The sequence below is a fragment of the Streptococcus sp. 1004_SSPC genome (genome assembly GCF_001069025.1).
In the GTDB taxonomy this organism is placed as follows: domain Bacteria; phylum Bacillota; class Bacilli; order Lactobacillales; family Streptococcaceae; genus Streptococcus; species Streptococcus vestibularis.
This window is the reverse complement of record NZ_JWGQ01000048.1, coordinates 23,134-37,089: the sequence shown is the minus strand read 5'-3', so window position 1 is coordinate 37,089 and position 13,956 is coordinate 23,134. Positions and strand designations below refer to the sequence as shown.

The 13,956-nt window shown below is 34.0% G+C and carries 11 protein-coding genes; all 11 read right to left on the bottom strand.

Annotated features, from left to right (window positions below):
* Nucleotides 1-37: 37 nt before the first annotated feature.
* Nucleotides 38-1,285, bottom strand: coding sequence for a glycosyltransferase family 4 protein (locus tag ADF62_RS03625; protein WP_048788103.1), 1,248 nt, complete (start codon nucleotides 1,283-1,285; stop codon nucleotides 38-40).
* 3 nt (nucleotides 1,286-1,288) lie between these two features.
* Nucleotides 1,289-2,596 (bottom strand): DUF2142 domain-containing protein, encoded by a 1,308-nt coding sequence (locus tag ADF62_RS03620; RefSeq protein ID WP_048788102.1) that lies wholly within the window; start codon nucleotides 2,594-2,596, stop codon nucleotides 1,289-1,291.
* A complete protein-coding gene (locus ADF62_RS03615; protein WP_048788101.1) occupies nucleotides 2,583-5,534 on the bottom strand; it encodes a rhamnan synthesis F family protein in 2,952 nt (983 codons plus the stop codon). The genes ADF62_RS03620 and ADF62_RS03615 overlap by 14 nt, the downstream gene beginning before the upstream one ends.
* Before the next feature lie 204 nt (nucleotides 5,535-5,738).
* Entirely contained in the window at nucleotides 5,739-6,515 is a 777-nt protein-coding gene (locus tag ADF62_RS03610) for a glycosyltransferase family 2 protein (protein WP_048788100.1), read from the bottom strand.
* The gene (locus tag ADF62_RS03605) at nucleotides 6,505-6,861 is read right to left on the bottom strand and encodes a DUF2304 domain-containing protein (protein ID WP_048788099.1); all 357 of its coding nucleotides are present in this window, start codon (nucleotides 6,859-6,861) and stop codon (nucleotides 6,505-6,507) included. Before ADF62_RS03605 ends, ADF62_RS03610 begins: the two co-directional genes overlap by 11 nt.
* Entirely contained in the window at nucleotides 6,861-7,577 is a 717-nt protein-coding gene (locus tag ADF62_RS03600) for a glycosyltransferase family 2 protein (protein WP_048788098.1), read from the bottom strand. The genes ADF62_RS03605 and ADF62_RS03600 overlap by 1 nt, the downstream gene beginning before the upstream one ends.
* A gap of 30 nt (nucleotides 7,578-7,607) precedes the next feature.
* Nucleotides 7,608-8,600 (bottom strand): glycosyltransferase family 8 protein, encoded by a 993-nt coding sequence (locus ADF62_RS03595; protein ID WP_048788097.1) that lies wholly within the window; start codon nucleotides 8,598-8,600, stop codon nucleotides 7,608-7,610.
* Nucleotides 8,600-9,925 (bottom strand): lipopolysaccharide biosynthesis protein, encoded by a 1,326-nt coding sequence (locus ADF62_RS03590; RefSeq protein WP_048788096.1) that lies wholly within the window; start codon nucleotides 9,923-9,925, stop codon nucleotides 8,600-8,602. Before ADF62_RS03590 ends, ADF62_RS03595 begins: the two co-directional genes overlap by 1 nt.
* Nucleotides 9,926-10,079: 154 nt before the next feature.
* The gene (locus ADF62_RS03585) at nucleotides 10,080-11,723 is read right to left on the bottom strand and encodes a hypothetical protein (RefSeq protein ID WP_048788095.1); all 1,644 of its coding nucleotides are present in this window, start codon (nucleotides 11,721-11,723) and stop codon (nucleotides 10,080-10,082) included.
* On the bottom strand, nucleotides 11,723-12,574 hold the full coding sequence (gene rfbD, locus ADF62_RS03580; RefSeq protein WP_048788094.1) for a dTDP-4-dehydrorhamnose reductase: 852 nt from the start codon (nucleotides 12,572-12,574) through the stop codon (nucleotides 11,723-11,725). Before rfbD ends, ADF62_RS03585 begins: the two co-directional genes overlap by 1 nt.
* Nucleotides 12,575-12,647: 73 nt before the next feature.
* Entirely contained in the window at nucleotides 12,648-13,955 is a 1,308-nt protein-coding gene (locus ADF62_RS03575) for a DUF2142 domain-containing protein (RefSeq protein WP_048788093.1), read from the bottom strand.
* Between the last annotated feature and the right edge of the window lies 1 nt (nucleotide 13,956).

Here is a 13,956-nt window from a genome sequence, read left to right as displayed (position 1 = left end):
ATTCTTAATCATAGATAATGAGTAACGAGATTTTACCTTAATTCATTTTTTTAAGCTGAAATAGTTTTTTCACAGCAGATTTTAGACTCTTTGTTAGAGCTTTTCGGCTGTTTAAAAAATAGATATCTTTCTGAGTTACTTTTTTATGACGCATGTCATCGCCCTCAATCTTTTCAGTAATATTAGCATAAACACTCTCAAGAGAATATCTCTCTTTTAAATTTGGAACAGCTTGCACTGCTTCAAGTTTCTCTTGATCAAATCCATCAAGGACCTCTGAAATCATCCTAGTCAAGGCATCCAAATCACCCAATGGATAGATATGACCTTGCTCGTTCATATATTCGAAAGCAGATTTATGTCCCGCATTATCTGATAAAATCGTTGGAATACCATTTAAAACAGATTCAACATAAACGAGACCAAACGTTTCCATACTAGATGGAAAAACAGCTAAATCCTTATCAGTAATCTCTGACCAAGGATCATCTAAATACCCCAAAAATGAAACACTCTTCAAATCGTGTTCTGCAATATAATCATCACAAAGTTGTTTGTAATCCTCATCCCATGCACCTAAAAATACAAGTTCAGTTCCTGCTAAATCAAGCATCTGAAAAGCTTTTATTAACTCAAGCTGATTCTTTCTCTGAGTCAAGCGTCCAACTGAAACGATACGATGTTGGTCGTTAGATTCAGTTTTTACTCCTTCTTTAGGTTCAATTTGAGTATAAGGTGCAAAGGAATAGATCTTCCTATTTGGAAAACACTTTTCTAAATCCTCGGTCAAAGCTCCTGTGACAGCAAAGATTTCATCAGAAAACGTGTCTATAAAGTCTAGTTTTTCTTTATAGTAACCGAACTCCCCCTCAGGAAATTCATGAATCAACCAAAAATGTTTGACATCCTCAAAAGCTGCAGCAAGTGCTCCTTGAAAAACATTGACTGTATTACTGATAACAAGGTCCACCTTGTTATCTACAATAATATTTCGAATATCTTTGACATTCTTATTATAAGAATTTACTCTCAAAAAATGATTGCCTGGCGAACCACCCGGTGCTTCTTCCCACCACCATTTGACAGCTGAAAGACCGTGGGTTTCAATCCCTGCTCTATGAAGTTCTGCTTGATACTCCTCCTGAGACGAAACCTTATAATCAGGAAAAACATTTAATACACGATAACCTTTTTTTACAAGAAATTTCATAAGATTGACTATCGAAATTTCAGCACCATTATCCAGAGTTCCTGTCGGAGAAATAAATAAAATTGTTTTAGTCATAAATTATGCAAATACCCCCCAATAATGGAAAAGAATCAAATACATAGCCACTAAGAAATTAGCGATTAAAGTCAGAGTTGCTATTTTCAATCTTTTCTGTCGAGATAAATCAATCTTAGCTGTGTTAGCGACTAGCGGCAACAAAAGAATGATAAATGGCGTGAAATAACGTCCTTGAGCGCCAACTGATATATTAGCTCCCTGACCAAGAACAAGAGGTGTCCACTGTATATACATGACTGTAACAGCGGCTAAAACCTCTAGTAGGAAGAGAATCCAAGATGCATTAGCAAAGTCTTTTGTAAAGAAATCCTTCTTACTTGATAGGAATAAAATGGTAAGAACGATAATATCAATAAAAATTAACCACAGTGGCATTTGTAATGTAAGGTTACCAAGATAACCGAACATCCCAAGTGACAAGATACCATTCAAATTGTCATTCAACTCAGGATTAAAGAGTGTATTACGCAAAACTTCTCCATAATGACGAAGACCACCTTGATTCTTCATTAAGAATTGAAGAACCACTACGACTCCTACTACAAAGAGAAGGTAGAAGACTGCTTTATATTTTGAAATAAAGGTCTTTATGGCTTGTACTGGACGATTTAGAAAGGCAAGGACACCTTCAAACTCAAGTGGTACAAACGGAATCAATCCCAACAATAAAACGTTATTTGGCTTAGTTGCTAACAGTAAGATCGCAAGACCTATCACCTGGATAATATTACGATTGGTAAAACGTTTAGAATAGGCAAGATTTGTGATAAAACCGAGAGCCAACATCACTTCTAAATAGTTCATCACATCATAAGAAAGTGACGATGCTTGCTGAACCATAATAGGTAGCAGCGAAATAAACATTAGGGCTGTTTTCCCATATTTGAAATAACGTATTAAAAAGTAAATTCCTAGTATATAGGCTAGTGAATTAAAGATGCGCCCCATATAGATAATCATCCCAACTGTAGGACTAATCCAACTTCCAATCGTCATCCCTATCAACTGTGGAATAAAGGAGATTGTTTTTAAACTCACACCAAATTGAAAGGGTTCCTTACTCATATCAATCTTTTGAGCAAAAATCTGTTTATATTCCGCTAACTTAACCTTATCATTACTTGGAATCTCATCCATCCACTTAAAAGATGTTTCAGTTGGTTTATGGAAAGTTTCCCAAGTCATTCGTGCATGGTTTGTTTCGTCTGGCACACGATTAATTGGAAATACAAACATAAATGAGAAAATAAAAATCGTTGCTAAGATGAAAAATAAATTTTCAACTTTTATCTGTTTAATTCTGTTCAAAATAAGTCACCATATCATCTTTCTTGCTTAACGTACAGTTTTCAAGAACAGCCCGATAAGCAGCATCTGCAATTTTCTGTCTTAATTCTGGAGATAAAACCAAGGCTTCAAGCTTGTCAAACCACTGGTCATCAGTAGCTAACAATCCTGTTTCACCATCAACAACCGCATCTGAGAAAGCTCCTATCTTACTTGCTACTGTTGGTACCTTCACCAAGGCAGCTTCAATCCACTTAATCTCTGACTTCGCACGGTTAAAGATAGAATCTACAAGCGGTGCTAGGTTAATATCAACCTCACTAATCAAGGCAGGCAATTTATCCCAGTCCACATAATCGTGAGTTACAATTTGATTTTCAAAGGGCTTCATATCCTGAGGGATATCGAGAATCCCGACAATATGTAATTGGACATTGCTATATTTTGTAAGCAGTTGCTTAATAGCTGGTTTAATCAATTCAAAATTCTCATTATGACTAATTGAACCAGAGAAATAACCAATCTTAACAATATCAGATGCTTGAGAGTAATCTTTGATATATTGACTACTAATAGCGATTAAGTCATCAGAAGCCAAGTTGCGATTAAGTAAAACCTTACTTTGGTACTTATACAACTCCTCCTGCAATTGGTTAGTCGAAGTAATGGCACCATCACAGTTTTCTAGCATATAGCCATAATTTCTAACACCTGCATCATAGTTTCCTTTTTCAACCGAATTCAACCCGTGCGTATAACTCAATTGATCTGTATAAACCGTATCAAAGACTAAATCATCAATATCAAAGAAGACAGGTTTTCCATATTCCTTAGCTAAATGACAGTGACGCAAAAGCTCGGGTGAGATTGGTGAACGGTAGATGATGATGTGACTAGCATTTTGAGCCATCGATAATTGGAAATCAGATAGGTTAACAACTTTGACTGCAAAGCCATGCTTGCGTAATTGTTCTGCCTTGTTAAAGACACGATAACGGGTACATTGCGGAATAATATTTTCAACCCCATCAATCAATAGAATGTATTGATCACGTGGAACAGCCTTAAATTTATTTACAATATCTTCCAAGATTGCCACAGGGTAATCCGTTTCTTTTGCAACAAACTCTAACAAGTCAGGGACTTCTGAATCACGATCCAGACCTTGCCACAAGAACTGGTCTTCATCATAATTTTTCAGAGCCGTGTATTTTACCAAAGGACTACCTGCCTTGAGCATCTTAAGCGGGTGGATATACATGGCAGAATCTTCGTATTCTTGCACGACCGCATCGAAACGATAACCCAAATCGGCAAAATGCTTGGTAAAACGTGTCTCATGTCGACCAATAGCCTTATCACGAGAATCTGTATCCGTCAAATGTGTCCAGTACTCATAAAAGTCATCATCGTTTAGCATAAGCTTTTCAATAACTAGGAAATAAGACTGAAGATGCTTAGGAATGTATCCATAAGGATTCTCTTTAGTAACATCCTCTTGCTCTTCTCCAAAGGAAATCCCCCAGAAATCTAGTTGCTTATTAGCCATTTCTTGGAATACTTGAGACAAATCCCTCATCGGACCAATATTAGTATCATTCACCAGGAGGAGCTGGTCATAATCTTTAAGCTTATCTTTACCGAAGGCAAAGATTCCTTCTCTAAAGGCTGCAGTATCATATCCCTTGTTATCACGAGTTAAAACCCTACCGTAGGTTTCAAGGGTATTAATATCATCATCGTGAAGCTGCCCATTGATAACTACAATAACATCATCTACCAATGGAGTCAAGGCTTGCAAGAAACGTAATTTATATTCTTGAAGACGAGATTCAGACTCAAAAATAACATAAATCAGTGCTTTCTTACCATTATATGACAAGACAGAGCGTTGACTATTTCTGAGACATCGTAACTGACGAACCTTAAGTGGTGTCATTCGACGACGTAACTGTATCACTTTGACTTTTAAAGCTCTCAAATAATTTTTAATTGCTTTTGGATTCTTAGCAATTACCCCTGCTGTCTTTATAGGTGTGATAAGGGCATTACCTAAACGATATGACAGTGAACTTCGGATAAGCTCCATCTCTTTATGAGCATCCTTCAATCTCTTAGATTGTGCATACTTTCTTTGTTCAAGTTGATCACGTTCTTTTTTCAAGCGATTAACATAGTCTGTCACTTCAGAATGATGCTTAAGCAAGCTATTCAACCGTTCTTCCAAAACCATGAGGTTCTCACAAATTGCCTTGTAAACTTCATGAGGAAGCTTATCAAGATACTTCTCAAGAATGTCAAGATAGATTTCATAATGGTAGCGAACGGAGTCACGTCCAGAAATTGACCCTGTTTCAAAGACACGATAATTAAGCTTAGTGCTTGGTTGATATACCGCTTTAGCACCGTTATTAATAATCAAGTTCAATAAAAAGTCATAATCTTCAAGCTTTTTACGATTTAACTTCTCATCATAACGAGCATTTCCAATAATACTTCTACGAACCAAAGAACAATTATCAATAAAACTAGCATTTAGGAAAGCAGTTAAATCAAATCCACGGCTTTTGAGGTAGAACTCTTCTTTTTCTGGGTTATAAAGATCACAGTACACGATGTCAGCATTTGTTTCCGTCAACTTACTATACAACTGTTCCACATAATCCGCATCGAGGTAGTTATCACTATCTACAAATAGCAAATAATCACCTCTAATAAGCTCGAGTCCCAAATTTCGATTATTTACCACCCCAAGGTTTTCATGAGTTTCAAATCTTGTCTCAAAAGGTGAATCCTTCAAAACCTCTTGGATAATTTGAGTTGAACTATCCGTCGAACCATCATCCAAAACGATTAATTCGATATTAGTATAAGTCTGATTAAAAACACTTCGCAGACACTGCTCAATATACTTTTCATGATTGTAGCAAGTCACAACCACTGAGATTAAATTATTCATTTTTCCATCCATTTTGTTTAACAAAATATCAATTAGTACCTGATAATTACTAATATTACTAAGCTTCAAAGATTACTACTTTAATCAATCTTTGAAAGTGCATATCACCTTAATTATACTATAGTTTATACAAAAAAGAAAAAGTCCTCTTGCTATTGAGTAACAAAAAAAGCAGAACGATTCTGCTTTATAAATTTTTGTACACTACCCATTCGTCTTCTGACTCTTCACATATTGTTTCATAAGGATATTTGCTATCCATTTTGGCCAAAAGAGTTGGTACATATACAAATCTTCTTTACTACGAGTATTATCAGCAATAGTCTTAGATGTCTCAGATTCCTCATGAATTCGGTGGCACATTAGCTTATCTGACACATAGATAAAACGTCCCTTGTATTCACTAATCTTATACCAAGCATACCAATCAAGGCTGACTTTCATTCCCTCATCAAAGTAGAAATTCTTCAATTTTTCAAGATTATAGGTGACAGCTGGACAACAAATTGGATTACCAAAAGCCATTACTCGGTTACGCCAAAAATGATTACCAGAAAAAAGATTCATTGTTTTTAACATCAAAGTTTTAATCTTAAGGTTTGTATTCGCAGGAATCTTTAGACCATTTTTTTCTTCAAAATAATCAGAATATCCGATTAGGACATCACTAGCTTTTTCCATCTTGGCCAATACTTTTTCTGCATATCTTGACTCATAGTAGTCATCCTGATGGGCGATAGTAGCATATTTTGTTTCTACAAAAGAGATAGCATTATTCCAATCCTTGCCAATTCCCCCACCTTGTTTAGTATAAAATGGGATAGCATAACGCTGGCAAAGTTCCTTAATCGAATCAAGTGGCGTTGAACTATAACAGATAATTTGAGATTGAAGAGTTTGATTTTTCAAAGATTGAATACAGGCTTCAAGATAATCAGTTTCTCCATAAGCGCAAATCACCCAAGTATGATTATCTTTCATTCTTTTCCTCTTTCTCTTCTACATGACTTTTGAGAATAGATAATTCTTGAACTAAGTGCTTTATCTGCTCTTTTTGTTTTGACAAAGTCATAGTTTGTAAAAAAGCAATAACCAACAAGAAAAAGATAGCAAGCGATAGCAAAAAATTCGAAGTCAGCTCAAATCCAAGTAATCCAGCAAAATAAACCGGAATAACATCAAAAATCGAAATAACAATCATAACCAGACTGATGACAATCCACATAAAGGCCTGCTCAAATAAGATATTATTCTTATTGATATTTCTAATGACTAGATAAAGGAAAAAGATGGAAGCTACCAACATCACAATAGATAAAACTGACATTATTCACTCTCCCTCATAAAGGCTGCAATAACAATCGACGAACACACTTCAATCATATATCGAATGGATTTAATTGGCGTAATGGAAGAAACGCCACCAGTACGTTCAAACATATTTGCTGGTCGTTCAACAACTCGATATTTACGTTTCAAAATATGAACAATAGTTTCTGGTTCTGGATACTTGATTGGATAACGCTTAGCGAACTGTTTAATAACAGCTTTATCAGCCAAACGGTAACCCGAAGTTGTATCTAAAACTCTTTGTCCAGTTGTCCATTTGATAAGATTGGAAATAACACTAATTCCGAAGCGTCTCATAAAAGTTGTTTGAAATTCAGACTTAACATCACCAACAAAGCGAGAACCAATAACTAGGTCTGCTTCATTTTTTCGAATTGGTTCTAGCAAATCTGACAAAGATTCAATATCATGCTGGCCATCGCCATCAAATTGAACCGCTACATCATAGTCATGCTCTAGTGCATATTTGTAGCCTGTTTGAACCGCACCACCAATTCCAAGATTCATGACCAGATGAACAGCATTAAAATGGTTCTCTTCCAGAATTTGTTTTGTCTTATCTGTTGATCCGTCATTGATAACCACATAATCCAAATCAAAATCAACCTTTTTACGGTAATCCACGATACTCGTTACCGTATCAAAGATGCTTTCCTCCTCATTGTAGGCAGGAATTATCATTAAAACTCTCATATATTCTTATTCTTTCTATGTTTAATACGTTTATCTTTTATTTTTTTGGAGCTGTTTTTTTCGGTATTTCATAAATGCTGGTATCAGTGAATTAATAATCTTATATCTCAACATTGGTAAAGGTTTCATAATTATATTAAATGTCCTAAAACAAATAAAGTAAAATTCCCAACCAGTTTCCATAGGCGTTTTAGACCAAGGTGTCTTTTCAAGATAATAAAGATAGTACTTTCTTAGTTTATGAGTATTTCCCTTTCTCCAAGGGCGTTCCTCTCCTAGATAATGGACAATGATTGGATTTTCAATAGCTTCTCGCAACTCTTGTCTACTTATGAACTCCGCTGGTAAAGATAGTTTTTTTAATACTCTGTAAGGGTAAAAAAAGTATATATTGAAGAAATTATATTTTGGAGAAATAACATAAATATCATCTTTTAAAGATCCATTAATTGCATCTTGGTCGTTAGCAAAAAGATTACCATCATGTTTTTTATAATATGCTAGAACTTTCTCTCCAAGTTTACAATCTCTCCACTTCTCTAAATCAATAAGTAGAACTCCAGCGTTACAATACATCTGTTTCCCCAAACCTAGAAATTCTCTTCGCCCTACATCAACAGTAGATTCAGGACCCATTCCGATTGAACGATTACCCATGTCTAATTCCCATAGAGATTCAAGACTCCCCAATACCAAAGTATCACCATCTAAATACAAAATTCTATCAATATCTTCTGGTAAAAGCTTATCGACTAAGAGTCGTGCTAACACAATTGGTGACCAACCATTTGTATCAAAATCAAAATCTATCAAGCTCCTCAGATTAGGTAGCGTAATAAAATGAACTGAACGGCCATAAAGTTTAGTAAATTCTTTCAATTTAGCTTTATTAGCCTCAGAGATGTCGGTATTTAGTAAATAGATATTAATTTCATCCATTGATTTATTATTCTCAAAAATTGAACACATACATGTTGCAACTTGTGGAACAAAAGCGTTATTTAACGTAAATAAAATATTCATTAACTTCTCTTTCTTTTATCGTTATTATTTACCCAAATATAAATTACTATGCTAGTGCAAAAAAAGATAATCATTGAAATCAAGAATGACAACGATGCACCCATAATCCCCTCTCCCTTTACAAACGGCATTGTGATAAATTTAGCTACAAGAAAGCTAGTAATATATGCAATCACAAGATATGTTTGTTTTCTAAAAATTGTCATAACTATATCAATAACAAGTGCTAATACATTTAGGATTCCTCCAACAAGGAGAATCACAAAAGGTACTTTATATTCTACCAATGACGTTCCATAAATAAAACCTAGAATCTCTGTACCAATTAGATAGCCTAGGCCTATAATAATTATGCCTAAAACAGTCATAGTTGCAAATAAAAGATAAACCTGCTTATAAAACAGATTATATTTCTGTTCATACCAATAGATTGATAGCTGTGTAGTTAAAGGTCTTAAAACGAAAAATAAGAGGGATAAAACAAAGACGGGCATAAACAATACATTAAAGTCTCGTTGAATACCATTTGAAAATAACCCCTGAGACAAGAGAGAATCAATATCAATCTTAGCTTCATTGTAGACATAAGTAATCAAAAAACCATTTAGAAATAAGGGAAATGCTTCTTTTAATATAGAGATAATATTACGGTTATCTTTAAATATTGATGGATAAAAATTAATTTCAAAGTTTCTAGTAGAGATTCTATAATCTAGGACAACTGTAAGGAATAGATTTATCAAACAAATAATGGCACTTGAAATCATTAGTGATTTTGTTAGAATCAAGCTTAATCCAAAGACTAATATAGAAAGCCAACTACGATAAAACTGAACTTTTCCAGCTAAATCTGATCTGTTTTGTTGTTGAAAATACCCCTGAAAAACATCTGAATAAGCATCGACTGCTCGATACAATACTAGGAGTAAGATAATTACTGCTTTATAAAAACTATATCCTTGTACAAAAATATATCCAAGAGAGGTTAACAACATCATAATAACTGTTACTATACGTGTATTATGATAGGAAACAAATGAGTACCTTTCTTGAACATCTGTAGACTGCATATTACGTATCTGGAAATATCCTAAAATAAAGAACTGCTGACCTAGTGCGTATGCAATACTAAAAATATCTGAATTTCTAGAATCAAGAAGTCTAGACGCTAAAAGTAGGAGAATAACTGAAATTAAAGAAGATGAGATAGTTCCCAACATATTCCAAATATAATTCTCTTTTATAGAAATTTTATTATCTATTTTCTCTGAAATGAATTTTTGGTCATCTACATTCTTAACTAAAGTACCTTTTTCTGAACTCATTATTTCTCCTACAAAAATGATTTTTCCCTTTATTATACTATAGATTTTTTAAAAAGTGAAAATCCCACATAACGATTCACTAAACCACTTAAAAAAGAGGTCATAAAGACCTCTTTTAAAAAGTTTTACCACTACAATTTTTGTTATAGATACACTAACTTTTAATTATCTTCTTAATTATATAAGCATATAACACTACAAAGAGACTAGATACTAATGAGATTACAAAAAATATCTTTGCCAAAATTGTATAGTGATACGAAATCCCTATCTCATGTTTCCCTTCTGGTACCGATATTTTTACCCCAGCATCCGGAGCCTTAGAAAAATCTGTTATATTACCATCTAAATCAACTGATATACCCTTATATGCATAGAAAGGCAAGCTCACTGTTAGCTTCTTATCACTATCAATAATTAATTTTGTCTTCAAAGAGTTAAATAATATCTTTGTTTTAACAATTTGATTATCATTCAAACTAATAACTTCATGTCGTAATTTTCGTTGAAAGGCATCATAATCAGAAATACTACCGTCTGTACTTAGCATATAATCTGTAGCATGGTAATCTCCATTTGTAACAACTGGAAGAAGTTCTTCTTTAGGCATATTGTTAAAAGTTGTTTGCGATCCCTTTATTGTTTTTTGAGCTTGTGAAACACTAAAGAATGTCGTCAAGCCAATCACACCAATTAATACTGCGATTAACCACTCTTTTCTTAATGAAAGACTAACAAAGACTTTACTTGCCAAATAAGCAGTGAAAAGGGTAATAAAATTATTTAGACGCCAAATAAACTGTATTGAAGATACTATATGTTCACTATTTTCAGGCCAATGTATTAATGGACTTTCAAAAACTATGAGGATAAGAGTCAAAACAAAAATAAGGATATCGTATTTTTGTAATTTAAACACCCCAATAAGAGAAACTATTAGACAAAAAATAATTAGAAATCCTGGAAGTGTATAATTGTTTTCAAAGTTGAGATTCAATAATAAATCTTTAAGCGAGTGGGCAGTCGCATTTAAATTTACTCCTTGTGGCTTCACAATAGCATTCGATAACGATTGCTCTCCCATAAGAACCAATTGAAACGCAAAAATGGAAATCGTAGATAAAGTTGCCACTATAAAACTTAATAGTCTCTCCTTCTTACTATTCACGAATAAAAAGGTTATTATAAAAATGAGACCAACTAGTAAAGCTGTGAGAAGTAGTGAAATTAAATGAGAGTAGGCTACTAAAGACATTCCGATACTTAAAATATACCATTTCCTATAATCTCCTTTTAAAATAGTGTAAAGACCATAGAAAACTAACGGAATAAAAGCATAGGCGATAAATTCACCTGTTGCAAACCGTATCACAATGTTATCTAATCTATATAAAGAAAAAGTATATAAGGTAGCAAACAACAATCCCGCAAAATCCTTTTTATTTTTCTTGCCTTCGATAACCATAATATTACTTATCGAATAATAAGCAATTAAAAAAGTAAGTAGAGTTAGTAAATATTGATATATATAATAACCTAGGAAAACACTGTGGGATAACCTATATAATACAAAGAATGGATAATAGGTTAAAAACGGATAGAAATAATTAACTCCTAAACCTATACCATAAAAAGCTTTGAAGTTTATAGGGGAAGCATATATACCTTCCATACCCAACAAACGATTTAGATGGAAGCTGAGATCTGCCCCATTCAATCCCTTATTGAAAACAGCAATTGGAATGACATATAAAAGACTGAGTAATAAGCTACATAATAGCACTCTTTTTCGCGTCATTATTTCACTTCCTGTTTGTAAAACTCTTTCAAAGCATCTTGCCATGTTGGAATGACAAATCCTGTAGCCTTAGCCTTAGCCAAACTCATTGTTGAGTTAAGTGGGCGTTTAGCTTTAGCTGGGAATTGGCTTGAATCAACAGGTTTCACTTCAACATCAGTATCTTTGAGAATTTCGACCGCAAAGTCATACCAAGTTGTATCTTCTGCTGCATCATTTGACAAGTGATAGTAACCATATTCCTTACGGTTTTCAGCCAAATATGTCATAAACTCTGCCAAAGTACGTGTCCAAGTTGGGCGTCCATGTTGATCATTAACAACTGTGAGTGTCTTGTGAGTCTTAGCAAGATTTTGCATAGTGAAGACAAAGTTCTTACCATAGTTACCGAATACCCACGCAGTACGGATAATGTAGTAGTTAGTCACATGTCTTTCGACTAACTCTTCACCCATGCGTTTTGTACGTCCATACTCTGTCTGTGGATCTGGCTTATCATCAACTTCCCACTCTTGACCGACTGGTTTTTCACCATCAAAAACGTAGTCCGTTGAAATATAAACCAGCGTTGCACCGTGTTTTTCAGCAGCCTTAGCGACATTTTCAGTACCAGTCACATTGATAGCATAGTCAAGTTCTTTACCTTCATCTTCAGCAGCATCAACAGCTGTGTAGGCGGCACAGTGATATACCAAGGTTGGTTTTACTTCCGCAAACACTTCATCTACTTTTTCAGCATCTGTGATGTCCATTTCTGCTACATCTACTGCTACATACTCTTCGTTACGCTCGTCAAGAAGGTGACGAAGCTCAGTTCCGAGTTGACCATTTGCACCTGTTACTAGAATCATATTTTTCTCCTTATATTTCCAATAATGTTAGTTTAATTTTAACAAAAAAAGCAGAAAAAATCTGCTTTATCTCTCAGTTTTTCCACGCAGGGGTGATACCTAAAATAAACCCTCTATATACAATTGCTATTATATATAAAGCTAAGACACCGGTTGTTGAAAAAATAGCAATATAATACTTAGCATTTGGGGAAATTCTAAAATTCATTTTCATTCCTAACCATGACATCAGTGGGATAAGGAAAATAATATATGCATGTAAGTATCTTCCCGTCAAATCATCAAAAGTTATATGATTTGGATGTGAACTGTAAAATCCTAAAAAGATACCAAACCAATTTAATAGATAAACTATTAGACCGGCTAGAGCAGTGGGTAATTTGTACCCGTTCTTTTGAGTTGACATCATTACCAATACTAAACAAACAATCCAACAGATATTCACTATCTCTGGGAGATTATCTTGAACTACAGAGAATAGTGTCGCACCTCTCCCCCCCATAGTTGCAACATTAAAATAATTATTGAAAAACACCTTTATCAAATCTGGAATATTATAGACTCTGTGGACAAATAAAACAACTGTTAAGAATAATAAACTAGTTACAATTGCTAATGATACTCTTATTATTCTCGGAAAACGTTTAAGTACTGATAATATAGGATTATATACTATTGGAATTCCCAATAATACTGGTAAAGCAAAAATATAGTTAAGTTTTGTTAACAGAATTAATGCTATAGTCATCAATGTATAAACAACATCTTCTTTCCTTACATCTGATACTTTTTTTAACTGACTCAAATATAAGAAATTTGTCCCAAAGGCTGCTACAGCAAGAAATGCAAAGATATCATATGATGGACTAGCTATTTTCTGCATAAAAGGAACAGTAAATATCATCAAGAAAATCAGATGATCAAACTTGGCCCTTCTAAAAATTAGATACATTCCTCCCAAAAAGAAGATTAAATTAAATAATCTAGCAGATAATAGCATTACACCATAGCTTGGGTAAATCAACCTTCCTAGGAGTAGACCAATTGCAGGTACAAGATGCCCAACATCTATTTTTGATGTTAGATTTTGGTCGGTTAAAACATTAAATTTAATTCCATCATTTGCAACACTTTCAATCTTTTCACCGTAAAATTTTCTTATAGAAATTTGTTTAGGTTGACTAATGGCAGCAAGTTCAATCTCTCTTAATCTTTTTTCCGAGGTCTCCTTAGGGGATGTTGCAGAAAACATAGAATAACTTTTTGCCATATGGAAACCTTCATCCCCATTTGAAAGAGGATAGGAGGCAAATAATGATACTATACCAAACAAAAGAACAATTAACATAAAGGCGTTAATTGTTTTCTTTTTTTCACTCATT